The organism is Anabaena sp. UHCC 0253, assembly GCF_009712085.1.
Classification (GTDB): Bacteria; Cyanobacteriota; Cyanobacteriia; order Cyanobacteriales; family Nostocaceae; genus Dolichospermum.
In genome coordinates, this window is record NZ_VILD01000012.1 from 57,262 (window position 1) to 82,013 (window position 24,752).

Genomic DNA, 24,752 nt, shown 5'->3' on the forward strand with positions numbered 1-24,752 from the left:
TGCATAGAAGCTGAAAACAGACCTCTCAAAAAAACTATAAAAAACTACTTAGACCGTGAACTTAACCAAAAATATGATCATAGTTGATACAGGCTTTTGGTTAGCTCTTGCTAATAAAAAAGATGCAGTTCATATATCCGCCAAAAAACGATTTCAAGATTGAGCTAATCAGCAATTTATTACAACCTGGTGCGTCGTCACGGAAACCTGCTATCTATTACAAAAAAGAGTAGGAGTAGATGCTCCAAAAATCTTTATTCATAAAATTTCTACAGGAAAGCTACAAATCTTTGATCTCAAACAACATCATTGCCAGCGTATTGAAGAACTGATGGAAAAATATAAAGACTTACCGATGGATTTAGCCGATTCCTCTCTTGTTATCCTGGCAGAAGAATTAGGTCATGGGCAAATTTTATCGGTTGATTATCGAGACTTCAACACCTATCGCTGGAAAAATACAGAACCGTTCGATAACCTCTTTCATGAATTTTTATGACGTAGTGCGATGATTAGGGCAAGCGAAGCGATATCGCTGCTGCAAGCAGTTCGCTAAATTTCTATTTTCTTGTACTTCCTTGATCATGATTGAACTTGAAAATACAGATATAATTATAATTTAGAACTCACAGTTATTTAACTGAATTTGTTATGCCATTAACATCACCTATTATTCATAGTGACCCTGATATTCTAGGGGGAACACCCGTTTTTGTGGGAACTCGTGTACCAATAAAAACCTTGCTTGATTACCTTGAAGCTGGGGATTCATTAGACGTATTTCTAGATCACTTCCCTAGTGTCACACATAAACAAGCGATCGCGGCTCTTGAATTAGCCAAGGAAATGCTCACAGCTTATGCGAATCCTGCTTGATGAATGCGCTCCACGTCCCTTAAAGCGTCAACTTGCGGAATATGACATCAAAACAGTTGTGGAGATGGGATGGTCAGGAAAAAAGAATGGTGAATTGCTACAACTCATGAGTCAAAAGGGTTTCACGATTCTGCTCACTACAGATCAAAATTTACGCTATCAGCAAAACTTACAGCAAGCGGGAGTTGCAGTTGTTGTTCTTGTAGCGCAGAGTAATAAACTTGCTGATTTACTTCCTTTGTTGCCAGATGCTCGTAAAGTTTTAAATACAATTGTTCCGGGAGCAGTAGTTGAAGTTGGTGGTTCGTGATAGCGATAGCGCAATCGCTGACTTGTCAGTTCGCTTAACTTCCTTTTTTGTGCTTCCTTTAACTACTATGAAGTGCGATGCCTACGGCGAGCGAAGCTATCGCTAATATTGGGTTAATGCTATCGCTCAAAATCCATTTTCTTGTGCTTCCTTAACTATTATTAAATGCGATCGCGCGATCGCAGCTGCAAGCAGTTCGCTCAATTGCCATTTTCTTGTACTTTCCTTAACTATTGCGAGCAGTAAATTTCAGGCGTAATACTTGCTGCCCAGTAGGCTCATGCAATTTCTCTTCTAGATACTCAAAACCGTATCGAGAGTAAAATTTACGACCAATTGAGTTTTCCTTAAATACCTCAACCTCTAGGTCGCCGTGTAATTCTTGTGCTTTATCCATTAGGGCTTTTCCCACACCCTTGCCGTGGTAATCTGGCTGTAGAAATATAGCTCCCACCTCGTTGCCCATTAGTGCAATAAAGCCCTCAACATTACCATCTATATCTACGACCCATGTATTTGTATTAGGTATGTATATTTCAGCTACGTTTATTCGCTCTTGAGCTATAAATTCGTTGGTCATAAACGGATGTGCTAATCGAGTTGCTATTTCCCAAGAGGAGAGAACAGCATCTAAGTCAGAATTTTCATATTGTCGTATCTTCACGAGTCTATTTCCTTGTAAAACTTTTGACGATTTTTAGTTATGACGATTCATCATTATATCTATGTTTCTGAGTAATTCCTAAACGGTGCGGATGTCGTAACCATTTTGTAATAGATAGGTAGCAAAATGTGTGACAACCCACCTTATAGTAAATAGTTATGGACATAAACAGGTAAGGAGAGACAATATGGAAGATTACCAACTCTTGATAGACCTCCACAAAGGTGGTGATCGGCAGGGTCCAGGCGGTGATGCAGAGACAAAAATGGCCATAGATATGTCTATGGTAGATAGGGTTGCGCCGCTAAAAATTGCAGATATAGGTTGCGGAACGGGAGCTTCCACGCTCTGTCTTGCTCAACAGTTGAATGCTCAAATTACGGCAGTAGACTTTCTTTCGGATTTTCTGGAAGTGCTGGAGAGTAAAGCTGATAGAGCAGGACTTTCTGGAAAAATATCGCCCCTTTCATGTTCGATGGATAACCTACCCTTTGGTGATGGGGAGTTTGATGTCATCTGGTCTGAAGGTGCAATTTACAATATTGGTTTTGAAAAAGGGGTAACAGACTGGAATCGTTATTTGAAAGTTGGGGGCATATTGGTTGTTTCAGAGATTACTTGGATTACAGCATCCCGCCCGTCAGAACTCCAGAAACATTGGGAAGGCGAGTATCCCGGAATAGATGTGGCCTCTTCAAAGATTGGCGTACTGGAGAAGAATGGCTATTCTCCGATTGGCTATTTTGTTTTACCGGAGCATTGTTGGTTAGATAATTATTATCGGCCTATGCAGAATCGCTTTAAGAGTTTCCTTAACCGGAACAGCAACAGTGAAGAAGCACGGGCAATAGTTGAAGCAGAAAATCGAGAAATTGAACTGTATGAGAAATATAAAACTCACTACAGCTATGGTGTATATGTTGCAAAAAAGTTAGATCGCCATAACAAACCCAATGCAGCGGGATTGTGAACTTTCAGCAAGCGATCGCAGTCTAGAGGTGTTAGAGTAGCTGTTAAACATCTTTGAGAAGTGCGACGCTCAATATCCAAATAAGTCAATCCTCTATACTCAAACTAACCCGTAACTATTTAAACCTTCATATTCCCATTTAAGTATTTATATTGAGAAAAAACCGGATTTATATTTCAATAGAAAGAAAAAATTATACTTAACCACTTGCCTTCACTTTCCTTAAATGCGATTAATTGCGATCGCATCGCAGCATAACAAAACATTGGAGCAGACAAATATGATATTTTAGTTTTGAGTTGGGAGTAATACCTGTTGAAATTTCCAAGATGAATTTATCTAAAGACTTATTCTGCAAAGGTTTGCCAGTTAGTTTTTCTCTTGTCATAATCATGACTTTCCTTGCGCCGAAAGTAAAAGCTGAATATGCTTGCGGTGGCGCAGGTCTGGGAGAGATAGTGGTTGGGAGAACCCAAGGTGGGCATGGTGTCGCATCTGTTCTCCTTTGTGACAGAGACCCGAATTATCAAGAAGAGCAAGAGGATCGAGGGAGTGATAATTCTCGTTCTCGTTATTACGACCCTCAGTTTGCGGCTCTACAGTTTCAAGCCGCTTCTGCCATGAGCAATTTGCAACAACAAGCTCAATTATTGCAAGATCCAAAGTATCTGAAATATCTATCGGGTAGTTGGAAGCTTTTTCCTACTTCAAGGTTAGAGGGGGTAAAATCAGGTGGCTCTTGTGTTGCATCCTTTTTCAAGGCATCAATGGATCCAGAAGCTAAAAACGCTCCAGTCATGATCAATTTGTTGGGGCCAACTGGCAACGAGAAGTTTGCTCTCCTGACATTTGCAACCGAAAGTATTCCTAAACCTAAAACGATACAAACAATCACGGTTACTTTGATTCAAAACAATGACCCCCCTGCTACTGTCAAGGCATTCAATTACACAATGCCAGATATGCCATTTGGGGTGATTGCTTTTGCTGTACCGACAATTGATGCAGCTTTAGCGGGGATAGAAGATGTCCAGAACTTTGATGTAAAAATAGATGGTAAGTCTGTTGCTAAGACCATGTGGCATAGTGGGCTAAAGGTAAAGGATGAATTCCGTAAGTGTTTAAATGGTAAACCTTATTCGGTAACGGAAATTGACATAGTGCCGGAGCGTTTGAAAAAACCATAACTCAGAATTTTAGTCTCACGCAAAGGCGCAAAGACGCAAAGGTAAGAGTTTTAAAGGTTCAATTTGAGAATTTCATACCTCAATATGGCTTCGCCACGCAGGCTATCAGCAACACCCAAAATGTCTAATCATTCAAAATACTTACGCCCGAATCACAGTAATCCGACGTTGATTTTCCGTAACCACAACCTGAGTTGACAAACGCTCTTCCATTGGTAGGGCATTTTTACGCCTATCAAACACAAATAACCAACCAAAATCCAACCCCAAACGCCCTAAATAGGATTCTAACTGCTCAATACCCTCAATTTGGGGATCGCGCTTTTTCTCCCTCCACACCTTTAACTCAATACCTAACGTGACATCTTTGTAACGCAGACATAAATCCATTCTGTCACTACCAATTGCATATTCCCGTTCCAAAATTCCACCACCATTAATAACACGATGTAAGAAAGCCATTAATACTATGTGGGGTGCAATTTCATGGTAGCCAGTGCTACCTAATAATGGTTCTCCATGTTGTCGCCAAAATTTGAGAAATGCTGCAAGTAACGCATCTATATTTAATTCACCTTCTGGAGTTAACCAAGTTGGTGCAATCATTGGTAAAGAAGCCATTGGTGTCACGGTTAATACTCTGGGTAAAACTTCCCGATAAATGGGATTAGCAATAGTTAATCCTCCGTAGGGGTGCATTTTACATAATCCCAAATCAATCACAAATTGAATATCATCATTGGGTATATCTCCCAATTCCAAACCTGCTAACATCGGCTCAATAATTGCTTTTATTCTTGGTTCTCGTAAGCGTTCAGCTAAACTATCCAGATGAGTATCTTGACGAGCAATTAATATTTCCTTTGCTTTTAAAATATGTTCTTTTGTAATAGTAATACTTCTATCCTTCACCATTTTTTCTACAATTTCTTTAGCTAAAGCATTAACTAACCAAGGTTGTCCTTGGGTTAAATCAAAAGCTGTTTCTGTGGCTTCTGGTGTGAAAATTTGTCCGGTTTCTTCTGTATGTTGTTGATATAGTTCTACAACTTCTTCGGCATTAAAATTTCTCAGAGTAATAGAACTGACTTTAATATTAAAAGGACTGGATGTATTTAATCTATCACTACCACCCGATGCTACTTTATAATCTCGCACATCTCGTAAACCAATTAATCCTACCGATGAGGGAAAATTTTCTGGGCGATTGGGAAAACCATCTCGTAATTGTCGTAAAACTGAAATTAAAGTTTGGTCTTGTAAAGAATCAATTTCATCTATAAATAATATTAAAGGACGATCAATAGCTTTAGACCAACTTCTTAAAAAAGACTTAATTCTATTTCCTGCTTCTTCCTGTTGCCATTGTTTAACAGGTGGTTGTAATTCTGGAGGTAAGTTATCTTCAATTGTATTTTGCCAAGCTCCCAAAATCGCTAATTCTGCTGCACCTGGGTCATGATTAAAAGCACTTCCTACTTCTGCTGATACCATGACTGCTGCATAATTTCCTGTGGCCGTAAGTTGCTGTGCTAGGGCTAACATTGCTGTTGTTTTCCCTGTTTGTCGCGGTGCGTGAAGGACAAAATAACTACGCTGTTGAATTAGCTCCTCCAAATCTGGTAATCGTATTGTTGGAGAGAGCATATAGTGGATATCGTCTTCACATGGACCTGCAATATTAAACCAGCGAGACATTATGATTTTGGTAGTAGGTGAACACTTTAAGTTTAGACGATTTTGGGGTTGGGGCAAGGCAATGTAGGGAAAAATTAGGTAACAAGATGTGTTAAAAATACTTCAATTTCTGTACTTCCCGTATCCTTTGGGTGGTGCTTATCGTGAAAAAAGATATAGCGTCTAATCCAGTTAATATATGTTTTTTCTGTTTGGTAGGAATAGTGCTTAAGCCTGATAACATCTTGTACCTGCTCTAGCAGTTTTTTAGGACTTTGTTCCATAGGAGGTTATACGGAAAAATTCTGCATAACTTGACAAGAATCGCCTGTAATGTTTACTATATAGTTGTGTATAAAAGTGTTATGTAGAAAATTTCTGTATAATAACTAGTACACTGCGGCGTAAGTGAGCAGGGTTAAGATATGAACATTTACTATGTAACATAAATTACTAAATTTAGTTTTATTGGGAATATGTTCAATCTCATAAATTTGCAACTTATGTTGATCACTCCGTTGGACTATTGAGTATCAATCTCATCAAAGGATGAATGGTGATTTTACTCTAGGTGCTTCCAGTAGTTAGAGTTATCAGTCTTCAGTGATTTTTTATGGAGAAATGAATACGATGCGAAAATATATTTTATACAAGATGACTGATTTTGCCGCTAAAAGGTTTCCATACCTGGGTTTAGCGAGGAAATCAGGAGTAGTTATTTTAGGTAGCTTAATCGGCATTTGGCTGATGCCCACCAATCCGGCAATTAGTCAGAGTCCAATTTTTCATGGTGTCCCAATCTCTCAAAAGTTCAACGTAAATTCAGACTTAGCAGACTTGATCAAGAAAATGACTAAGAAATATTTTGAATCTAGCGGGGGGCGGTTCAAGGGTTCTACATATAGATTAGGACAATGGTTACTTGTCCCTGGAGGCGAAGGTAACTACTCTACATATGAGGCAACAATAATGTCATTTGATACAACAAACCCATCGGATAAGCCAATAAAAAGTTATGTGATCCACCTGCTTACTGATACAACAACCAATAATCCTAAAAGTTTTCAATTTGGGGTTGATTGTCCTAAGAACAAGCTCAAATTTTCAAGCTCCCGCACGTACTCCTCCAGTGGTGAGACCATAGACAGACAGCTTATTGATAGACCTTGGGATTCCCCTACCAATCAATATATACAAAACCTGGTGAATGGGGTTTGTAGGTTGGGAAGCTAGTACCGCAGGGCGGAATTAAAAATTAAAAATTAAAAATTAAAAAAGCATATTACACAAGCTTCTTGAGAATTCTTAATGGTTGGTTGACTTACGCCCTACTGTACTAGGTATACTTGAGAAGGCCATAACTTGCGTTTTTACATCCACATATTGCCTTTTGGCAGAAGCTCAAATTGTGGCCTTGTGAAGTATAAAATGCTTGAGATACCCCAGTTTTCCCACAGTGGTTAACACACAATTATCGCGTTTTTCAAAAAGTAATGATGTTTATCTTCTGTCTAACACCCTGGTGCAGCGGACTGACCAAAACTAATTGTGGAGTTGCAAAGGCATTGTTAATCTAAGATTAGGGAAAAATTAGGTAACGTTTGAGAAAACCAAATAACTGTTAGCATGGAAAAATAAATGGATTTATCGTCTAATTTAAGGAAAAACTAGGGAATAATTACACCTATTCTAAGAAATCTTTACTATATAAGCAATTCCCTAATTTATTTCCATATAACTGCTGTGCGGCCATTGTCCACCTAATAAGGCGTAGATTTCTACAGGTTTTCCAGAAATTGTAATCCCGATTTCATAGGATTTACCTGTAAAAGCTGCAAAGCGTCGGCAAGCTTCATCATAAAAGTGACTACGGCGATAATTTTTATTAGTTAAATCAATCGCAAATAGTCCGTAAAAGTAGCGAGGAATACTTTGAATTGTTTCGACGATTTGACCTAAGTTTCTTGCTAAAATGGCATTTCTAGGAACTTCTGTTCCCCAAGCTGTATCCAACGCCCAAGAGGCGGAACTGAGGTGAGAACCACCACAAATTCCGCAAATTCTGGGAGTGACAATTAAGCCGGCTTGGGGGTCTTTTCCGCGTAAAATTATTTCAAATCCGCGAAAAAGTTCGGCATGAGTCCAGGCGTTTGTGACATATCCATTTTCAATTTCGACACGGACATCTAAATCACCCTCGACTCTACCAACGGGTGAAATATCTAAGGTTTGAATTGGCATATTTTTTGAGTAATTGGTAATTGGTAATGACGAATGTAAGGGCGAAGCATTCAGGCGATAAATTATCGTTTTTTCCAAAGGTTATTTTCTGAATGCTTCGCCCCTACTAAACGGTGAAAAAGTCTTCGTCTGTCCATTTTGGGGCTGCGTCTTTTGCAACAACGGTGAGGACTGCGTAATCTTTGTGGTTAGTTCCTGGTGGTATTTCTTTGGGAACGCCCATGACGGTTTGGGTTTTAAATACTGTTCCGGGTTTGAGGTCGAAAAAGGGAAATTCGGGTTCTGTGCAACCTATACAGGGCATTCCGGCGCGGGTTTTGGAGGAGACGCGATTCCAAAGAATGCGGTTACAGGAGGCATGAGTCATGGGTCCACGACAACCTAAGTCGTAAAATAAACAACCTTTGCGTTGTCCAAATTCGGAGGTTGTGGCTTTGTATGCAAAGTGTATATTGCGGGTACAACCGGTTTCGGCGTAGGTGTTGAAGAAGGTTTGGGGACGATGCAGTTCATCGAGAACTATATCATCAATTCGACCTGTGGCGATCGCTACTAATATCTGCGTTATCCAATCGGGGTGTGCGGGACAACCGGGAATATTAATCACAGGTAAGCCGGCTTGACTGACAAAATCTTTACCTAAAAAACCGCCTTCTTTGCGTTTGAGAAATTGCAGTCCTTTGGAGTCGCTGGGGTTGGGTGACATGGCGGGAATTCCTCCCCATGTTGCACAGTCTCCCACGGCAACAATAAATTTCGCAACTTTGCTTAATTCGTTTAACCAATCTTTCATGGGACGGTCGGCAAACCTGTTCCATTCTCCTGTACCATTAGGAGCATTAATTACGCTACCTTCAAATACTAAAATATCTAAAGGAATTTTTCCGGAAATACAGTCATGTAGCAGTTTTTGTAAGTTTTCACCTAGTTCCATACCCAAGGAAGGATGCCAAAGTATCTTCATACCGAAATCAGCTATTAAATCGCAAGCTGTCGGTTCTTCAGCATTAAGAAATGACATGGTGTCACCTGAACAAGCGCCACCTTGTAGCCACAGTACATTAGTCATTAGCTGTGTATTTTTATATGTGTTGACAATGCACAATTGCAGAATTTCTGTAGGGGTATAATTTCCCCTGACCAAGAGGATTTACTTGTAGAGAATAACCGATTAATTAATATTTATTATTTTAAATTAAGGTGTTATTTACGGCAATTCACTTTCTTTAAAGAAAACTTAATAATTAACCATATCAGATATTATTCTGACAAGGAAATTGAGGGTAAGATTATAGACATATTAATTAATCAACAGCATCTGAGAGAATTTCCCCAACTTTCAGAGTTTTTCCTGCTACTGTTACCTGATCATCGTCTACTAATTTCCGTCCTCTCCGTGTTTCGACTATACCATTAACTTTGACTTCACCATCAATAATCATTAATTTGGCTTGACCTCCGGTAGAGGTTATTCCCGAAAACTTTAAAAACTGGTCGAGTTTAATCATCTTGTTTTACCAATTATTGAAAAAGTATCATCTATAGCAATATACCAGGATTTAAGATTTTGGCAACAAATTAAATTCTTGTAACGCTGGTAAAAAGTTTTTATTTTCATGGCTAGGACGACTCAGTTTAATCAAGGCAAACCGTTGTAAAATAGTTAAACTTTTCCATGCCTCAATTGTGATAGTTACACCTATTTCCTGAGCTTTTTCGTGAATACTGCTAGGAATAGTGGTAACATCCATCCATGCTGGATAAGGTTCAATTGGTAATTCAGCTACAGGTTTACCTGTCAGTTGCAATACCAACTCTTGAATATAATATCTATAATCATGAATTTGGCTATCTGTATCGCACGGTAATGTCATTAAATTTTGACGTGATGCTTGATTCATCTGATTCCATTCTGCTAATTTTAGCTTAATACCGCAAGTATCGAGTTTATAGCGTACCTGCATGGGAATACAACGCCAAGAATCAACAAAATCTGCTTCAAATTCAAAAAACTCTGTCATAAAATTCGTGTTATTTATTTTAAAAATGGATAATTGACAATTAATAAATATTATGAACACTGATTTACAATATCATGTAACTACTATTATTTTAGCAGGTGGTAAAAGCACTCGCATGGGTAGGGATAAAGCCTTAATTCCTATGGGCGGTGTACCCATGTTGCAATTAATTTGTACTATTGCTGAAGCTTGTACTCATAAAGTTTATGTAGTTACTCCTTGGCCAGAACGTTATCAAGATTTGTTAACACCTAATAGTCAATTTATTCCAGAAATTCCTTTAGCTGGGGAAACTGGAAATGAATCGCGCACCCATGGACCACTTGTAGGTTTTATGCAAGGGTTAACAATGGTAGAAACAAATTGGGTTTTATTATTAGCTTGTGATTTACCAAATTTACGGCTAGAAATATTACAAGCATGGATATCTAAATTAGATACAATTCCCGAAAATACAATAGCAGCTTTAGTACAAGATAATCAAATCTGGCAACCTTTATGCGGTTTTTATCGCCGTCGTTGTTTACCAGAATTAACCCAGTATATTGAAGAAGGTGGACGTTCATTTCAAGAATGGTTAAAGTTTTATCATGTAGAAGTATTACCTTTAGCAGATCCAGAAATGTTATTTAATTTTAATAGTCCTGTATAGTTTATGATTTGAATGAAAACTTTTATAAAGATGAGTAATTTCTCTCTAGGTTTTTTCCAGAGATTGCTTTATAGTAATGAAAATTGACTCAATTATATTTCTGGTAGAAATACCTGTTAATTGAAATGTTGGCTTCTTAGATTTTATCTCATTGTCCATAGAGATAGAAAACTTCAGATTGGGGAATCTGTTGAGAACAATTCAAATCTGCGTAAATTGGCTTAGTTTCTAGCGTCACAGTTATGAAATATAGACGCTGACGACTCAATTCCCCAACTGGTTAGAGTACGCCAATTATGACATCTAGTATTACAGATTCAGCGGTAAAAGCAGCGATCGCCGCCATATCTTCAGAGTCAGCAACAACGGAAGAAAAAATCCAAATGCTGATAGAAATGGCACAAGGCTTTCAAAAAAAGCCGAAAACATCCCAAGATTTACGCAATGCAGTGGGGCTATTTTACCGTGCATATCAGATGTGCGGTGAGGACTATCTTTTACTCAAAGCACGGGCTAAGGTGGGCATGGCAGGGTCATTACAGATGATTTCTGATGCAGATTCCCAACTGTTGCAACAAGCGAAGACAGATTATGAGGAAGCGTTGCCAATTTTACAACAATTTGCGACAGCCGAGGAAGTTGCAGAAACCCAGATGAATTTGGGGTTAGTTTTGCAATCTTTAGTTCCCTACAATTTAGCGCGGATAACTGATAGTATTCATGCGTATCATGAAGCTTTGCGGGTGTTTACCTCGGAAGATTACCCCCAAGAATATGCGATTTTATATAATAACATAGCGATCGCTTATCTTTCTATGCCAATGGCATCAGAACGGGAATATTTACGTCAAGCTTTAGCAGTTCAGTCCTTTGAAACTGCCCTCCAACATATTAACTTAATTGAGCATCCTAAAGAATATGCAATGTTGCAAAATAACTTAGGAAATGCTTTACAATATTTAGTTAGTTCCCATCCTGTTGACAATAATTTACGGGCAATTTTAGCTTACAATGAAGCGTTAAAAGTGCGTAATCTTCAAAATACACCGTTAGAATATGCTAATACAATTTCTAACAAAGCTAACGTCCTCTTCAACTTACCTGACAACCCTGAAAAACCAGAACTAGGAAATCAAAAAAATCTCTTACAAGCAGAAGAATACTATCAAGAAGCTTGGCGAATATTTACAGAACATAAGCAATTAGAACGAGCAGAAATAGTAGCAAAAGCCCTACAAGATTTAGCCGCAGAAATCGAAGCATTGGCATTGAATTAAACCCAAATTAGGAGAATAACTATGTTTGATTTGCTTCATGATCCAAAATTAATCGAGTTTCTGCATAGTTTAAATACAGAATTAAATCTCACTACCGGATTTACTTGGTTAATCATTGCTGTGATTTTATCAATGATTGGTGGTGCGATTGGGGGAATGGTTCTTGCAGGTAAGGATATAGGATATCAATTCGCAGCAACAATGGGGAGTTTATTTGCACCAGTAGGAATAATTCCTGCTCTAATTTTAGGGTTATTTATCCTGAATTTATTAGCCAATTACTAGGAGTATATATGTTACAGTTAAGCTTATTTTCTATTAAGTTATTTTTTAAGGGTAAACTATTTCGTAATCCCTTATATTTTTTTCGTCAAATCACAATTGCTAGTGGTATTGGCACGGTTATATTAGTATTACTAGCACAAGCATCAATTCCTATCTGCATTCCTATTACTGTAGCTAGTCTAACCACAGGTACAATCATGCCTTTTCTATTGCAAGATTTTAGAATGAAATGAGTTTACAACAATCCCTATAAATTAATCTATAGGGATAAATATTAATGCTAACTCAATAACCTACTCATTTCTTTCTTTGCGCCTTAGCGCCTTAGCGTGAGCCTTATTCCTCCACATCAAACCACACAGGAGAAATATCATCAACCTGCCCATTATAATTAATTGTAATTTCCTGTCCTTCCCGAATATATTGATGAGCAATAATATCAATTACATTTTTAGCAAAATTCTTAATATAAACCGCATTGGGATGATAAGAATGATTAAAAAGAGAAGCAAAACCTAAACCTATTGCTCCGCTTTCTCCATGCCAACCAAAATAATAATTCAATAACACCGTTTTAGTAATTAACTTAACTTGCTGTTTGGGAATAACAATCACAGCGGCTCTTTCAATTAAATCTCCTTTAGCAAAATCTTGCTGTGCAAATATACCTCTACCTTTAGTTTCTGTATCACGAAATACTAGCATATAGCAATTCTATCTGATGGGTGAGAATGATTTTTGACTAACCACTACAGATAAACGCAGAGAAAATAAAGATAAATTTTTGTCACTGACTTACGGCTGCTATAGCTACTATAAAGTCAACGATTAAAGATGTAGTCAAAATTTCCGTAAATTTTAAGTTTTTGTGCCAAGTTGATAATATTCGTGTTATTATAAATATCCCATGCTAACTATCATTGGTTGTGGCAATCTCAATCGAAATGACGATGCTGTTGGCGTAATCATAGCCCAACGTTTACAGCAATATCTCGCCCAAAATCCTCACCCCAACATCTGCGTTTTTGATTGTGGAACTGCGGGTATGGAAGTGATGTTTCAAGCGAGAGGAAGTGAAAAATTAATTATTCTTGATGCTAGTTGCACAGGTTCAGAGGCAGGTGCTATATTTAAAGTCCCAGGGAACGAATTAGAAGCACTGCCCGAACCTAGTTACAACTTACATGATTTTCGTTGGGATCATGCTTTAGCTGCTGGGAGAAAAATCTTTTTAGATGATTTTCCTGCATTGGTGACAGTCTATTTAATTGAAGCTGCAAATCTGGATTTTGGACTGGAATTAAGTCCTGTTGTTCAACGTTCTGCTGATTTAGTTTTTGCCGAACTAATCATAATTATCCAACAGAATGTGATGGCTTAATCAACAATCTCAAATCCCCAATTGCATCAGATCCAATCACGATAAACTGGCAACTCATCTACTCTCATTTCAAAGGGAACAGTTTGACTATCGGGAGGACAAACCCGGATTTTGGCACTGCTCACAATGCCATAAAGAACATTAGCCATAGGGACAATTTGTTGCAAAATTTGCCAGTTGGTAACTTGGTCAGGGCATTCAATTACTAGAGTCAAAATACTAGCTTGAGTTGTCGTATACCAACGACAATGAGACAACAAACTATGAATAATGCGATCGCATCCTTCGTAAAAGTATTTACTAATTGAATGCTCCAATTGTTGCCTAAGAATAATATCTGCTGATGTTGGCTGTAAAGGGTGCTTATCATCAGCATTGAATTGATGTTCTGTTCTCGCCATTTCTCGTTATTTTCCTATTTATTTACCAATTGCCATTGCATACAATACGTCCTTATTGGTTTCTAGAAATGCTTGGGTTTCATCATCATAGAAAGCACCAATTGCACTACAATCTATTCCCCAATAATTGCTAAATAAATACACTCTCTGTCCGACAAATCCGGCTAATTGCATAGCGGTTTGATAACTCAAATAATCGGACACAAAAAACAAAGTTACAGCACAATCTCTAGCTATAGCTTGATTAATGCACAAATAACCTGTTTTTTCTCTAAAGTTACCTGCTTTAATGAGATGTGTATTTTTATATAACCCTGGTGAAATTCCCTCGATATCATGCACCACTGAGTAAATTTCTATTTCTTCAAAATTCTCTGTTGGGATTGGTTGTCGAACTGCTTGCAAAATTTGCCAATAGATATTTTCAGAAATAGACTGCTTTTGAAAACGCCTAATAGAACGCCTATTCCAAACGTTCTCCAAAAACCGTTCTCGGTCAAAATTAAATTCAGGATGTTCTAGCTTTTGCTGGTGACTAGGCTGTAAAGACGTTGTTTGATAGGCATCTTCAACACATTGATTAACTTGAAAATAGTCAGTACCACAGACAAAAGGAATAGGTAGCCTTAAGCGTCTGACTGGTTTTTCTTGTACTTCTCCTGATATCACACAACTAGTAATAAACTCCTTATTCTCAAATCCCAAATCTGCATTGAGAGTAAGTTTATCAAAATCAAAGCGTAGTTGTATGTTGTTTTCATGAAGATATGCTGAAGCAGCGATCGCCCCTAAATGGTGTCCGCTATCCAACAAACAATATCTAAAACTCCTGTCTTGATATTTCCAGCTAGACCTATGATAAACACAACTAACTAAAAAGATGAATCCATTGATACATTTATTGGGTATAACATAATTCTCCAATCCATCATCAATTAATTCATAAATTAAGGTCAGACAATTATTCTCAACTTCTATATGGTAGATACCATCTATTATTCCCTCTACACCACGCATCTGTACATAAACTTCCGTAGGATATAAAGCCCCCGCAGACGGATTTACGCGCAATTTATAGGGACTATCTTTATATATTTTTTCTAAAGTAATTGCACTGGTTAACCACAGAAAAGCATGAATAGGGTTATTGCGATTTAATTGCAGCCGCCGATAAAAGCGGGGATAAACTTTAAAAGAAGTTGGTTGTGTAGCGGCATCTACATAATTAGGATTAACTTGTACAGATAAGTAGGAATGCTTGCTGAAATCGTGATAGGCTTTTCCCGAAATCTTACTGTGAGGCATTTTTTAGTAACCTTAAAACTTCTCTATTGCTGGCAAAATCAATTGCTTTATAGTCATCCAAATTTTGTAAATTCATGTTAGGATTGTATTGTAATAGCAATCTTACTACTTCTGTCTTTCCAGCCGATGCACCATACATCAGGACAGTTGCTCCATTATCATTTTGATTATTAATATCAATGTTGTTATTTAACAGCAAATTGATCAAATCATAATGATTACCAAAACAAGCAAACCACAAGGCATTATTGTGATCATTATTTGTGGCGTTGATATCCGCACCCGCAGCTATTAATTCTTTCACAATGGCAGATAGTCCTTCTCTGGTAGCTTTCATTAAAGCAGTATCACCATTGTCACCCCGCTGGTTTAAATCTTCAGCGTTGTAGCCTTGTTCTAATAGCCATTGGTGAGTTGCTGCACTGAAATTGGACTGATTTGCTAGACTCATAATAATTGATGGTTGTGAGGACAATTAAATACAGTACGTGAATTGAAAAAAGAGCGTAGTAGCTAATGAACAATTACAGATTTTGCTTGACATTGATTAAGTAATGCCAAAATGAACACACTCATTACAAAAGAAATATAAAAATATTACGGGATTAAATAAGAAGATTTTTGTTAATTTTGTGATCGCTGTTTGTTGGGATTTAGTTCACTACCAACAATTTAGCTTATTTATATATTATCACTCTCATCAGTTTGAATTATGAATGATTTATAAATATCCCGGCTTTGTGAACATAAAAGGGATTTTAAAAATGGTTAACTCGAATAAAAAATATAAATTATATTTCATGTTTTAGATATTGGATATTACGATTTATTGTTAATGTTTATAGCGATTTAATATGGGAATTCCCATTAAATAAATATGAATTTTTGTAAAATAGAGCTATATAGCCTATTATTTAGGTTATAATGGGAAATCAAATTATGAATCTGACTTAATAACCTATAGCTAATATTGAGGAAAAAGTCATGGTAAACTCATTACAAAACAAGTCATCTGAAAACTTGAATTTAACTAACTTTATCGTAGAGGTATTAAATAACTTACCTCTTGAAAAACAACAAGAAATTTTGTTATTTGCTCAATTTGTATCTGACAAACATCATGCTGAAGTCGGAAATAATCTTTCTTTTTATGATGTAGCTAAAGACTTTATTGGGGCTGTGGATAGTGGATTAGGTGATCTCTCAACCAACAAACAATATTTACATCAGTCCTTACCTCAATGAAGAATCAAATTATTATTGATACTGGTCCATTGGTTGCTCTGTTAGATAAAAGTGATAGTTATCATCAATGGGTGACAGAAAAAGTAAAAACACTACCTCCACCTTTCCTGACTTGTGATGCAGTAATTACTGAGTCTTGTTTTTTATTAGAAAGAGCTTATAACGGTCAGAATATTTTATTTTCTCTCTTAGAAAGCGGTCATTTACAGCTTGCTTTTGATTTAAAAGATGAATTAACTCAAATTAAAGGATTAATGAATCGTTATCAGTCTGTACCGATGTCTTTAGCTGATGCTTGTTTAGTAAGAATGTCTGAGTTATATTCTTCTAGTGAAATATTAACTCTTGATAGCGACTTTTTGATCTATCGAAAACATAAGAATCAGCCTATTTCTGTTATTATCCCTGATTCATTATTTTCTTGAAATACAAGGTAAACAATGACATTTGAAATCACTTCTCTATGTCTACTTGTTTAATTAACTCTAAAGGTAACTCTAACACCTCTGCAATTTGCTCATCACTTAAACCAAAATGTCGTAATTTATCAATTTTTTCTATCTTAGTTTTATTCTTATTTTTTTGCTGTAACTTAGTATTGCCAGGATGACTTTTATCAGGTTTAGTTTTAGGTTGTTTAGAACTAAAATTTACACAGCCAATTAAATTACTATTAATTTTACTATTATTACCCAGAGAAATATTCACATTTCCTTGTCGTTCTAGAACAGATTTAAGATTACTTTTATCAACTGGTTCATCAAAAATATCAGATAACATTTGCAAAAGTTCGTAACCTATATCCTTTGCATGACCCGCGCTACAACCACAATTTTCGGCAATATCAGCATACTTTTTATGCTTTAGTGTCCCCTCAATAACGCCACGTTGCAAGTCATTGAGACGTTTGCCTGTGTTGAGATAGACAGCCTCATCCACAAGTTGTAGTAGTTCGTGAACCTGCATAGTTAAAAATGTAACGCGACATAAGTAATGATAGCAGACTTTATCCGTATTTATCAGCTTTTTTCCGTCTGTTTGTAATTTTTTTTTGCAATCCGCTTTTTTCCGCTTTTCAGGTTTGGGTGCATGGTGTAGGGTGGGTAAAAAACAAGACTATATCAGTAAAGGAAATTATGGCTGATTTGACACCTGTAGTGCTGGCTGATATTGAGAGTGTCGAAAGACATGAATTAAAAGATTCAAAACTTCAACCTCTATTAGCTGGTTCTCTTGATGACGCACTTTATAAAAGTAGTGAACCAATGCGTATAGATAAAACCTTTGGTAAGCCCTATAGGATTATCAATGGTAGACACAGAATTTATCTATGTCGTCAAAAGGGTTATAAATTAGTACCTGCTGTAGTCGTGGGTTAGTCCATGTGGTGCGTCAGATTTTGATATTAATCATCTTCTTACTAATTTAATTTTCTAACGTACCCTACTGATAAATAGATACGAATAACTTTATCATAAAAATGGAGAGGCAAAAATGAATGGTACGGAAAAAATTATTAAACGGTACACGGAAGATTATCAACGTCACATAGATAGAGGAGACTTTTATTTAGAACAAAATAACCCTCAACAAGCTCTCAAGGAATATATCGGTGCAATATCCGACTTATCTTTCTTATTAAGTTTTGCAAATCGTTCAGAGAAGGATAATCCTAGCGTACACACCCAGATATCTAGTTTAACATCTTTGACTCGTATTCTTATCAAAATGTTGAGATGTTATTTGGGAGGTATATTAGACCATCGTAAGGTTCTTTTTTTATTGTGGTATTTGAAAGATACATATACAGCTTTAGGTAAACTAGAGAATTATTTTGATGTAAAAATTCTAAAAGTCTACCAAAACTATGGAGAAGAAATAGACAGGTATTTCAAAGATCCCAAATTGGGTGAAAGTGTAGAAGCATTCACTGAGGGAATATCTAAACTTGCATCTACCAAAGAAGGTCTTGCAGAAATTGATGGTGGTGATGAAAATTTCAAGGAATTACGTAAAAATCTAGATGAGATATGCAGTCTTGAAATTTGTCCTGTTAGACCAAAAGGAAGTAGTTCTAGTGACGGTTGTTTTATTGCAACTGCTGCTTACTCAACGCCATTTCATCCTGATTTAGATACATTTAGAAGTTTTAGAGATCGCAAATTGCTTTCTAACTTTTTAGGACAGGGCTTTGTCAGATTGTACTACAAAACTAGTCCCACAATTGCATTTTATCTCAATAAAAACTCGTTAATGAAAGGATTTATAAGAAGACGGTTAGAGCATTTAGCAGAGTGGATGCGAAAGCATGATAATTGATTGATTAGAGCATAAATTGAGTAATGGTGGGGTGGGTTAGGCGAACAAGGTAATAAAGAAGTAAAATAGAATAATGATTATGCACCGTAACCCACCATTAACTAGTGATGGTAGGTTACGCTGTCGCTAACTCACCCTAAAAAATAGAGAGTAAAATGGGAATAATAGACAAGCTCTTATAAATGAATATAGCCGCTCAACAACTACCTAACTTAACAGGAAAACCACGATCAGAAGTCTTAATAATTCTCAGTAACCAAGGATTTGAATTTAAAACGCAAACTCAAGGGGGTTATGAAACATTTCAGCATCCAGACGGTAGCCAAATTCATATTCGACCAAATGGGGAAATTGTCCGCACTGGTCCTAGAATTAAAGCAGTTGATGGCAAATCTTATCGTCGTCGCTACAATCAATATGGAGAGCAGATAGAATTTGTTTCTGGAGCTAATACTCATAATACTGGAGAGATTGTAAATTTATGACAACAACAATTACATCAACCCTCACTACTTTTCTCGAAGATTTAAAAAGTGCTGATTTAGTTGGTATTTCTTTAAATCCTCAAAACCTGGGATTACGTCTTGACTTTACCTTCGGTCCTGAAGCTGATGATGTAGCTATTGAGTTTTACCAAATTATTCACCTGGTTTTTTCTCAACCTCTAAATGTAGATGATGAAAATATCTGTTTTTGGGTAGGAGAAGTTGAACTCAAAAAAATTGAAAATAATATTCAGGAATATTTATCTAAATCCTATCCATTTGTCAATCAAACTGGAATAATTAACACTAATTTACAATCGCTAATTTATTTTCATTTAGAAGGAGATATTTGTTTAGAAGTTGTTTGTAGAAATTATAAAACTTTCCAACAAGTCAAAAATTAAATAATTTCCTAAATCACATCCAGGCGATTAATCTATGTTACATAATACAATTAGGGTCAGACATTAATACTTTATACTTTCTGCGCCAACCTACCTGACAAAATAGTGATATAATTAGGGTGGATAATTCTCTTGATAATAGTATGTCCGTCAACGTAATCAAAGAACATATTGAAATCACTCCTGGTATTTGTGGAGGAAAACCTCGCATTGCTGGACATCGGATTCGAGTTCAGGATATTGTGATTTGGCATGAACAAATGGGAATGTCTCCTGATGAAATTCTCTACCATTATCCTAGTATTACCTTATCTGATGTCTATGCTGCTTTAGCATACTATCATGATCATCGTGAGGAAATTAGGCAACAAATATCAGAATCAGAGGCTTTAATCCAAGATATACAAGCACAAACTCCTTCGATTTTGCAACAAAAACTCAAAAAACGGAATGATAGAGAGAATTAAATTTCATTTAGATGAAAGTGTTAGTAATGCGATCGCGTTAGGTTTACGTCGTCGAGGAGTCAATGTTACTACAACTTCAGAAGCCGAATTAATTGGTGTATCAGACAGAGAAAAAATTGCTTTTGCTTTATCTGAAAACCGGATCTTGATTACTCATGATGATGATTTTGTCATTCTTCATCGTAGTGGGATAATTCATGCAGGAATTACGTATTGTGATCAAAAACGCCGTTCAATTGGTGAAATTTTAAATACTTTAATTCTGATTTGGGAAACACTTGAACCAGAAGATATGAAAAATCAACTTGAATTTTTGTAATTAAGAAGCACCTTTTTTGTGCTTATTGAGATGTTACCATAATCTCACCCACCCCACAGTTTAGATTTTTTACTTTATCCTAGCAAATCTAATCTGAGTTTCAGTAACTACCACAAAACTATCTGCTAACTGTTCCTTATGCTGCTCTAATACCTGTTGTAAAATATAGATTTTATTTGCAGAACGTTCATTTTCCAAACGCAGAAGAATCACACCCCGATGAGGATATTGATCCCGATAAACTTTTTCGCCAAAATCTTTGTCGCTAGTAATCAAAATCCAATTTTCATCAAAAGCCTTTTGAATAATTGTGTCATCATCTATTCCCCGTGCTTGTTCATAAACTGAGAAAACTTCATAACCTTGTTCACGTAACCAGCGAGCGACAGTCACACCTGTATTTTCATCTACTAAAAATCGCATCTAGGCAATCTCCGCAATCAAAGGCATGAAACTGGTACTTTCTAGAGAGCGAGATGCAAATAATAAACAAGCTCGAATATCTGCTTCTACTAAACCTTCATATTCTTCCAGAATTTCTGCCACTGTTGCGCCGTGTGCCAGGAGATTAAGAATATACTCGACAGTTAAGCGTGTACCCTTAATTGTCGGTTTTCCAGCCATTACTTTGGGATTTGTAGCAATACGATTCAGTATTTCTCGTTCTATCATATATTCTCAAGTGGTAAAGAGTATAGTAGTTATATTTATTATAATAGCAAAATTGCTTACTGAAGTTAAGAAACTCAAAATATCTAACTAATTATCTTTTCACCCATCAATCACCCGCACATAAATAGCCCTGGCTATTTCCCGATCTATAGTCATAGATAAACTACCACATTTAATTACAAAAGTAGGAAATTGTTGTTCTACAGTAATTGTATTTCCTGTTTTAATTCCCATTGAGATAATTTTTTTTCTAATAGTCTCATCCTGACTTTGACAAGCAGTAACTATTCCCAATTCTCCTGATTTCAGCAATTCCAAAGAACAACCCATGACACTAAAAGGAGTAAACATTGTGGTATGAAAATAAAAGGTAAAAACTGAAATGATGAAAGATGATAAACATCCTCCATCATTGTGAAACTGAAAGAGTTTAGTAATGCTAAACACCTACAGATATTGTATTAAGCAAGATAAGGTTCTTGGTGGGTTTTGATTGTACAGTTAGAACGAGGATAGGTAACACACAATAGAGCAAATCCTTTTTCCATTTGCTCATCATCTAAGAAGGATTGATCGTCTTGATTGATTTCACCTTCAACAACCTTACCTACACAGCTAGAGCAAGCACCAGAGTGACAGGAGAAAGGTAATTCAATACCAGCTTCTTCTGCTCCTTCTAGAATTGTAGTGTCTTCGTCAATTTCAACTGTAGTGTCGAAGCCTTCTTTTTTGCTGATCAATCTTACTTGATAGGCTGCCATTTGATAATTCTCCTCAAACGTGAATGAAGTGAGTTTTTGAGTTAGTTAAGTTTCTCTGGCAAAATTCAAAATGAAGGATCTAACTTTTGAATTTTGCTCAAGAAATATGGAAATTATTGGCTGCAAGGTACACCAGTGGGAGTACCATCATCTGTTTTAAAAGACTTGCCACAACCGCAGGTATCAGTTGCATTGGGATTGGAAAACTTAAAGCCGCTATCCATGACTCCCTCAACAAAATCAACTACCACACCTGCTAATAACGGCGCACTTTTAGCATCAACGTAAATCAACACATTTCCTTGTTGAGATACGACATCATCAGGTTGGGGCTTACTTGTAATTTCGATTCCATACTCATAGCCACTGCAACCACCATCTTTTACGGAGATGCGGACACCTTTTGTAGCGTTATTAGTTTCTTCAGTTGCAGAACCTTTTAAAAATGCCCACAGACGAAATTCAGCCTTTTCTGTTAAAGTAACAGTCATTTTGTTTCCTATTCTGTAGCGAATATTCTGATTTGGGATGTGGATGTTCAAAAAAGTGGTACTTTACACCGACGCAGTTTGAGATTGGGAATATCTCCAAGGGGCAGTATTACCGCAGACTGGACAATTGCGATCGCGGTGAGAACGACGTTTAGCAAATTCCATTCTGTTCAAGTCAATCGTCAGCAACTCTGACAACAGCGGTTGACTAAAACCAGTAATCAGCTTCACAGCTTCCAACGCCGTCAAACAAGCCAAAGTCCCAGAAACAGCCCCCAGCACAGAAAAACCGCGCCGATCCCAATCAGGCTTTTCTGGAAACAGACAAGATAAACAAGGCGTAACACCAGGAATAATCGTGGTGAGATAAGCCTCCATTCCATCCATAGCCGCCTCTACCATGGGCTTGCGCCAGCGCACACAGGCTTCATTTAACAAATTGCGTTCAGTGAAATTGTGAGCGCAATCCAAAGCCATATCTGCCTTTTGCACCAACTCATCCACATTTTCTGCGGTAATGTAATCGTGAACCACCTCCACTTCCACATCAGGATTGATGGCTTTGAGGGTTTCTTGGGCTTTGAATACTCTAGGTTTCCCCACCCAGTCGTCAGTCATCAAAACCTGACGATTCATATCATCCAGCCGCAAATCTCCACCCCGGACTAGGATTAGCCGCCCAACGCCTGCTACTGCTAGGTAAAGCGCCGCCGTACCGCCTAATCCACCCACACCCGACACCAAAACAGTCGCTGATTTCAGGCGCTTTTGAGCTAATTCGCCAAAATTAGGAAGCATCATTTGGCGACTATAGCGTTCCAATTCGGTAGGCGTTAGGTTGATCACTTTTTAACTCCTAATCTGAAGTGATTTCTGTCAGGGTGACTACATTTTTTCGCTTATCATTAAATACCTTGAACAACTTTTGTTCATGGGGTGTTGATTCTATAAACACCTGATAAGCTTGTTGCAAAGCCACACAATATTTCTCTAATCTTTCTGCGTCACTTATTTGAGCATAACTATCATCAATTTGACTCATAAACTGAGAAAACTTCTTCAAAATATGTAAACGATTTACATTTACAAATTTTTGGTCATAAGGCAGATTAAAAAAGATAAAAAACTCTTCTGCATCTACCAGTTTCTTGAATTCATCAATATTGGTACTCATTTAGAATTCTCCATTTTTTTGAGTTGTTGCTTGAGTCCATCTAACTGACAGTAGATTTCGTAAGTTGCAGCAGCAACATCCATAAGTTTGTCGTAGTCTGTCGGCAGCCCTTCCGCTAAATCATGCAGATCCATCTTCATTTGACCTGCTTTACTATTTAGCCTTCTAATCTTGGTTGTGATTTCCTCAATTGTCATGGGTGATTGGTAATTGGTGATTGGTAATTGTCAATTGTCAATTGTCAATTATCAATTATTAAAGATTGCCAACATCGGGGAAACGTTTGGCTAAATCAATGCCTTTTTCCACAAACTTTGCGCCCTCTTCGTCTAATTTCTCGAAGGAATCAAAACCAAAACGATGAGCATCGCGTAAAGTTTTTACAGCTAATAATAAGCGGCCAGAAAATACTAAAGCCCAGCCGAAACCCTCATGTCCTAATTCAACAACAACATTAGAAATAAGTCCGGTTTCCTTTTCAATACTGGCAGCTACAGCCCGGAAAAAGGCATTTATGCGAGAAATTGTGGCGGGATCAATTTCACCTTCTACGGAAATTTCCCGTTTCTTTTGTTTAGTAACAATATAGGGTTTGAGGATTAATTCATCAGTCCAAGTCCGATAAAAACCATAACTATCTTGCGCCCGGATTTGTTGAACTAATGCTTTATGGAAAGGAGTTAAAACTACCTCTGAATTGTTACCAGTTCCATTTACATCATTTGTACTCATAAAGTTGCTTCGTTTTCAAGTTCTTCTGCAAAACTAGGTTTTTTCTGTACTAAAGCTTTCCGTAACCAAGGTGGAGGATTACCTTTGAGAGTTTTGACTAATTTGTTGAGAATATCTTCAATCTTTTCCTCTTCAGATTTAGCCTTAACTGGAGTCACACTCTTCTTAATTAAACGAGCGGCCGCACTACCACCAATAGCGACAACATAAACAATAGTGCAGTCATTCAAGGCTTGAAGTTTAGGGGTAATTTTATCTTCATTACCATCTTCCTTCAAATCACCTTCAAATGTTAGAGTTTCGATGAATTCATATCCGTTGTCGGAAATTTCATAAACATCAATTTCCTTAGCCCAACCAAAATGAGCATTAACATGAATTCTGTCAGTTGTAGTAAAAGCAATTTTCACTTTCATTTGTCCTCAAAGAAGGTTAC

General features: G+C 37.0%; 40 protein-coding genes and 1 pseudogene. 19 read left to right on the top strand and 22 right to left on the bottom strand.

Features of this window, described 5'->3' with window-relative positions; all coding sequences use genetic code 11:
• The first annotated feature begins 331 nt into the window (after positions 1 to 331).
• The 3 genes from FJR38_RS28825 to FJR38_RS24870 all read left to right on the top strand — a co-directional run bounded on the left by FJR38_RS28825 (position 332) and on the right by FJR38_RS24870 (position 1,186).
• The gene (locus FJR38_RS28825) at positions 332 to 499 is read left to right on the top strand and encodes a hypothetical protein (protein WP_254449556.1); all 168 of its coding nucleotides are present in this window, start codon (positions 332 to 334) and stop codon (positions 497 to 499) included.
• Between the two features lie 152 nt (positions 500 to 651).
• Positions 652 to 876 (top strand): DUF433 domain-containing protein, encoded by a 225-nt coding sequence (locus tag FJR38_RS24865; protein ID WP_168497461.1) that lies wholly within the window; start codon positions 652 to 654, stop codon positions 874 to 876.
• Positions 860 to 1,186 carry a DUF5615 family PIN-like protein gene (locus FJR38_RS24870; RefSeq protein WP_168540061.1) on the top strand — a complete coding sequence of 109 codons (327 nt, stop codon included), beginning with the start codon at positions 860 to 862 and terminating at the stop codon, positions 1,184 to 1,186. The genes FJR38_RS24865 and FJR38_RS24870 overlap by 17 nt, the downstream gene beginning before the upstream one ends.
• 226 nt (positions 1,187 to 1,412) lie before the next feature.
• On the opposite strand, the gene FJR38_RS24875 is transcribed toward FJR38_RS24870, so the two are convergent.
• A complete protein-coding gene (locus FJR38_RS24875) occupies positions 1,413 to 1,850 on the bottom strand; it encodes a GNAT family N-acetyltransferase (RefSeq protein ID WP_168497463.1) in 438 nt (145 codons plus the stop codon).
• A 187-nt stretch (positions 1,851 to 2,037) separates the two neighbouring features.
• On the opposite strand from FJR38_RS24875, the gene FJR38_RS24880 reads away from it, so the two are divergent.
• On the top strand, positions 2,038 to 2,820 hold the full coding sequence (locus FJR38_RS24880) for a class I SAM-dependent methyltransferase (protein WP_168497541.1): 783 nt from the start codon (positions 2,038 to 2,040) through the stop codon (positions 2,818 to 2,820).
• A gap of 329 nt (positions 2,821 to 3,149) precedes the next feature.
• Positions 3,150 to 4,007: a hypothetical protein gene (locus tag FJR38_RS24885; RefSeq protein WP_168497465.1), complete on the top strand. Its 858-nt coding sequence runs from the start codon at positions 3,150 to 3,152 to the stop codon at positions 4,005 to 4,007.
• Between the two features lie 141 nt (positions 4,008 to 4,148).
• Here the strand turns inward: FJR38_RS24885 and FJR38_RS24890 are convergent, their stop codons facing one another.
• Complete coding sequence (locus FJR38_RS24890; protein ID WP_168540066.1) at positions 4,149 to 5,705, bottom strand: AAA-like domain-containing protein; 1,557 nt, start codon at positions 5,703 to 5,705, stop codon at positions 4,149 to 4,151.
• A gap of 74 nt (positions 5,706 to 5,779) precedes the next feature.
• Positions 5,780 to 5,968, bottom strand: a complete 189-nt coding sequence (locus FJR38_RS29435) for a phage integrase N-terminal SAM-like domain-containing protein (RefSeq protein ID WP_168540068.1) — start codon at positions 5,966 to 5,968, stop codon at positions 5,780 to 5,782.
• A 346-nt stretch (positions 5,969 to 6,314) separates the two neighbouring features.
• Between FJR38_RS29435 and FJR38_RS24900 the strand changes: the two genes are divergently transcribed.
• A complete protein-coding gene (locus FJR38_RS24900; protein WP_217360057.1) occupies positions 6,315 to 6,917 on the top strand; it encodes a hypothetical protein in 603 nt (200 codons plus the stop codon).
• Between the two features lie 498 nt (positions 6,918 to 7,415).
• Here the strand turns inward: FJR38_RS24900 and FJR38_RS24905 are convergent.
• The 4 genes and pseudogenes from FJR38_RS24905 to FJR38_RS24920 form a co-directional block, all read right to left on the bottom strand.
• Positions 7,416 to 7,925, bottom strand: a pseudogene (locus FJR38_RS24905) (nickel-dependent hydrogenase large subunit); the annotation flags it as partial.
• A 106-nt stretch (positions 7,926 to 8,031) separates the two neighbouring features.
• A complete protein-coding gene (locus FJR38_RS24910; protein WP_168497473.1) occupies positions 8,032 to 8,994 on the bottom strand; it encodes a hydrogenase small subunit in 963 nt (320 codons plus the stop codon).
• A gap of 235 nt (positions 8,995 to 9,229) precedes the next feature.
• Positions 9,230 to 9,433 (bottom strand): RNA-binding S4 domain-containing protein, encoded by a 204-nt coding sequence (locus tag FJR38_RS24915; RefSeq protein ID WP_168540072.1) that lies wholly within the window; start codon positions 9,431 to 9,433, stop codon positions 9,230 to 9,232.
• A 51-nt stretch (positions 9,434 to 9,484) separates the two neighbouring features.
• Complete coding sequence (locus FJR38_RS24920; RefSeq protein ID WP_168540074.1) at positions 9,485 to 9,946, bottom strand: nitrate reductase associated protein; 462 nt, start codon at positions 9,944 to 9,946, stop codon at positions 9,485 to 9,487.
• A 52-nt stretch (positions 9,947 to 9,998) separates the two neighbouring features.
• Here FJR38_RS24920 and FJR38_RS24925 point away from each other — a divergent pair, with 52 nt between their 5' ends.
• The 4 genes from FJR38_RS24925 (at position 9,999) to FJR38_RS24940 (ending at position 12,393) form a co-directional block, all read left to right on the top strand.
• Positions 9,999 to 10,598, top strand: coding sequence for a molybdenum cofactor guanylyltransferase (locus tag FJR38_RS24925; RefSeq protein WP_168540076.1), 600 nt, complete (start codon positions 9,999 to 10,001; stop codon positions 10,596 to 10,598).
• 296 nt (positions 10,599 to 10,894) lie between these two features.
• Complete coding sequence (locus FJR38_RS24930; RefSeq protein WP_168540078.1) at positions 10,895 to 11,875, top strand: hypothetical protein; 981 nt, start codon at positions 10,895 to 10,897, stop codon at positions 11,873 to 11,875.
• A 21-nt stretch (positions 11,876 to 11,896) separates the two neighbouring features.
• The gene (locus FJR38_RS24935) at positions 11,897 to 12,160 is read left to right on the top strand and encodes a hypothetical protein (RefSeq protein ID WP_168540080.1); all 264 of its coding nucleotides are present in this window, start codon (positions 11,897 to 11,899) and stop codon (positions 12,158 to 12,160) included.
• An 8-nt stretch (positions 12,161 to 12,168) separates the two neighbouring features.
• Positions 12,169 to 12,393: a hypothetical protein gene (locus tag FJR38_RS24940; RefSeq protein WP_168497485.1), complete on the top strand. Its 225-nt coding sequence runs from the start codon at positions 12,169 to 12,171 to the stop codon at positions 12,391 to 12,393.
• A 103-nt stretch (positions 12,394 to 12,496) separates the two neighbouring features.
• On the opposite strand, the gene FJR38_RS24945 is transcribed toward FJR38_RS24940, so the two are convergent.
• Positions 12,497 to 12,865 carry an SET domain-containing protein gene (locus tag FJR38_RS24945; RefSeq protein WP_168497487.1) on the bottom strand — a complete coding sequence of 123 codons (369 nt, stop codon included), beginning with the start codon at positions 12,863 to 12,865 and terminating at the stop codon, positions 12,497 to 12,499.
• Positions 12,866 to 13,067: 202 nt separating this feature from the next.
• Here FJR38_RS24945 and FJR38_RS24950 point away from each other — a divergent pair, with 202 nt between their 5' ends.
• Positions 13,068 to 13,541, top strand: coding sequence for a hydrogenase maturation protease (locus tag FJR38_RS24950; RefSeq protein WP_168540082.1), 474 nt, complete (start codon positions 13,068 to 13,070; stop codon positions 13,539 to 13,541).
• A gap of 26 nt (positions 13,542 to 13,567) precedes the next feature.
• Here FJR38_RS24950 and FJR38_RS24955 read toward each other — a convergent pair whose 3' ends face one another.
• The 3 genes from FJR38_RS24955 to FJR38_RS24965 are packed head-to-tail and all read right to left on the bottom strand — an operon-like array spanning position 13,568 to position 15,698.
• Positions 13,568 to 13,942: a hypothetical protein gene (locus FJR38_RS24955; protein ID WP_168540084.1), complete on the bottom strand. Its 375-nt coding sequence runs from the start codon at positions 13,940 to 13,942 to the stop codon at positions 13,568 to 13,570.
• An 18-nt stretch (positions 13,943 to 13,960) separates the two neighbouring features.
• Complete coding sequence (locus FJR38_RS24960; RefSeq protein ID WP_168540086.1) at positions 13,961 to 15,247, bottom strand: SagB/ThcOx family dehydrogenase; 1,287 nt, start codon at positions 15,245 to 15,247, stop codon at positions 13,961 to 13,963.
• Complete coding sequence (locus FJR38_RS24965) at positions 15,234 to 15,698, bottom strand: ankyrin repeat domain-containing protein (protein WP_168540088.1); 465 nt, start codon at positions 15,696 to 15,698, stop codon at positions 15,234 to 15,236. Before FJR38_RS24965 ends, FJR38_RS24960 begins: the two co-directional genes overlap by 14 nt.
• Positions 15,699 to 16,231: 533 nt before the next feature.
• Here FJR38_RS24965 and FJR38_RS24970 point away from each other — a divergent pair.
• Together FJR38_RS24970 and FJR38_RS24975 are read left to right on the top strand one after the other, a co-directional pair.
• Positions 16,232 to 16,492 (top strand): hypothetical protein, encoded by a 261-nt coding sequence (locus FJR38_RS24970; RefSeq protein ID WP_168497497.1) that lies wholly within the window; start codon positions 16,232 to 16,234, stop codon positions 16,490 to 16,492.
• Positions 16,489 to 16,917, top strand: coding sequence for a type II toxin-antitoxin system VapC family toxin (locus FJR38_RS24975; protein ID WP_168497500.1), 429 nt, complete (start codon positions 16,489 to 16,491; stop codon positions 16,915 to 16,917). Before FJR38_RS24970 ends, FJR38_RS24975 begins: the two co-directional genes overlap by 4 nt.
• A 28-nt stretch (positions 16,918 to 16,945) precedes the next feature.
• Here FJR38_RS24975 and FJR38_RS24980 read toward each other — a convergent pair whose 3' ends face one another.
• Positions 16,946 to 17,458 (bottom strand): hypothetical protein, encoded by a 513-nt coding sequence (locus FJR38_RS24980; protein WP_168540090.1) that lies wholly within the window; start codon positions 17,456 to 17,458, stop codon positions 16,946 to 16,948.
• Between the two features lie 170 nt (positions 17,459 to 17,628).
• Here FJR38_RS24980 and FJR38_RS24985 point away from each other — a divergent pair, with 170 nt between their 5' ends.
• The 6 genes from FJR38_RS24985 (at position 17,629) to FJR38_RS25010 (ending at position 20,486) form a co-directional block, all read left to right on the top strand.
• Complete coding sequence (locus FJR38_RS24985) at positions 17,629 to 17,871, top strand: hypothetical protein (RefSeq protein ID WP_168540092.1); 243 nt, start codon at positions 17,629 to 17,631, stop codon at positions 17,869 to 17,871.
• Between the two features lie 115 nt (positions 17,872 to 17,986).
• Complete coding sequence (locus FJR38_RS24990; protein WP_168540094.1) at positions 17,987 to 18,811, top strand: CFI-box-CTERM domain-containing protein; 825 nt, start codon at positions 17,987 to 17,989, stop codon at positions 18,809 to 18,811.
• Between the two features lie 182 nt (positions 18,812 to 18,993).
• On the top strand, positions 18,994 to 19,296 hold the full coding sequence (locus FJR38_RS24995) for a hypothetical protein (protein ID WP_168540096.1): 303 nt from the start codon (positions 18,994 to 18,996) through the stop codon (positions 19,294 to 19,296).
• Positions 19,293 to 19,700, top strand: a complete 408-nt coding sequence (locus tag FJR38_RS25000) for a hypothetical protein (protein WP_168497508.1) — start codon at positions 19,293 to 19,295, stop codon at positions 19,698 to 19,700. Before FJR38_RS24995 ends, FJR38_RS25000 begins: the two co-directional genes overlap by 4 nt.
• Positions 19,701 to 19,843: 143 nt before the next feature.
• Entirely contained in the window at positions 19,844 to 20,167 is a 324-nt protein-coding gene (locus FJR38_RS25005) for a DUF433 domain-containing protein (protein WP_168497510.1), read from the top strand.
• The gene (locus tag FJR38_RS25010; RefSeq protein WP_168497512.1) at positions 20,151 to 20,486 is read left to right on the top strand and encodes a DUF5615 family PIN-like protein; all 336 of its coding nucleotides are present in this window, start codon (positions 20,151 to 20,153) and stop codon (positions 20,484 to 20,486) included. The genes FJR38_RS25005 and FJR38_RS25010 overlap by 17 nt, the downstream gene beginning before the upstream one ends.
• Before the next feature lie 69 nt (positions 20,487 to 20,555).
• On the opposite strand, the gene FJR38_RS25015 is transcribed toward FJR38_RS25010, so the two are convergent.
• From FJR38_RS25015 to nifX, 10 genes are all read right to left on the bottom strand, one after another.
• Entirely contained in the window at positions 20,556 to 20,909 is a 354-nt protein-coding gene (locus FJR38_RS25015) for a DUF5615 family PIN-like protein (RefSeq protein ID WP_168497514.1), read from the bottom strand.
• Complete coding sequence (locus tag FJR38_RS25020) at positions 20,910 to 21,158, bottom strand: DUF433 domain-containing protein (protein WP_168497516.1); 249 nt, start codon at positions 21,156 to 21,158, stop codon at positions 20,910 to 20,912.
• Positions 21,159 to 21,257: 99 nt separating this feature from the next.
• Positions 21,258 to 21,509 (bottom strand): FeoA family protein, encoded by a 252-nt coding sequence (locus FJR38_RS25025; RefSeq protein ID WP_168497518.1) that lies wholly within the window; start codon positions 21,507 to 21,509, stop codon positions 21,258 to 21,260.
• Between the two features lie 110 nt (positions 21,510 to 21,619).
• Positions 21,620 to 21,919 (bottom strand): 2Fe-2S iron-sulfur cluster-binding protein, encoded by a 300-nt coding sequence (locus FJR38_RS25030; RefSeq protein WP_168497520.1) that lies wholly within the window; start codon positions 21,917 to 21,919, stop codon positions 21,620 to 21,622.
• Between the two features lie 113 nt (positions 21,920 to 22,032).
• On the bottom strand, positions 22,033 to 22,410 hold the full coding sequence (locus FJR38_RS25035) for an iron-sulfur cluster assembly accessory protein (RefSeq protein WP_168497522.1): 378 nt from the start codon (positions 22,408 to 22,410) through the stop codon (positions 22,033 to 22,035).
• 63 nt (positions 22,411 to 22,473) lie between these two features.
• Positions 22,474 to 23,256, bottom strand: coding sequence for a HesA/MoeB/ThiF family protein (locus FJR38_RS25040; RefSeq protein WP_168497524.1), 783 nt, complete (start codon positions 23,254 to 23,256; stop codon positions 22,474 to 22,476).
• 10 nt (positions 23,257 to 23,266) lie between these two features.
• Positions 23,267 to 23,584 (bottom strand): nitrogenase-stabilizing/protective protein NifW, encoded by a 318-nt coding sequence (gene nifW, locus FJR38_RS25045; protein WP_168540098.1) that lies wholly within the window; start codon positions 23,582 to 23,584, stop codon positions 23,267 to 23,269.
• Positions 23,581 to 23,781 carry a CCE_0567 family metalloprotein gene (locus FJR38_RS25050; RefSeq protein ID WP_168497528.1) on the bottom strand — a complete coding sequence of 67 codons (201 nt, stop codon included), beginning with the start codon at positions 23,779 to 23,781 and terminating at the stop codon, positions 23,581 to 23,583. Before FJR38_RS25050 ends, nifW begins: the two co-directional genes overlap by 4 nt.
• A gap of 58 nt (positions 23,782 to 23,839) precedes the next feature.
• Entirely contained in the window at positions 23,840 to 24,316 is a 477-nt protein-coding gene (locus FJR38_RS25055; protein ID WP_168497530.1) for a NifX-associated nitrogen fixation protein, read from the bottom strand.
• Positions 24,313 to 24,732: a nitrogen fixation protein NifX gene (gene nifX, locus FJR38_RS25060; protein WP_168497532.1), complete on the bottom strand. Its 420-nt coding sequence runs from the start codon at positions 24,730 to 24,732 to the stop codon at positions 24,313 to 24,315. The genes FJR38_RS25055 and nifX overlap by 4 nt, the downstream gene beginning before the upstream one ends.
• Between the last annotated feature and the right edge of the window lie 20 nt (positions 24,733 to 24,752).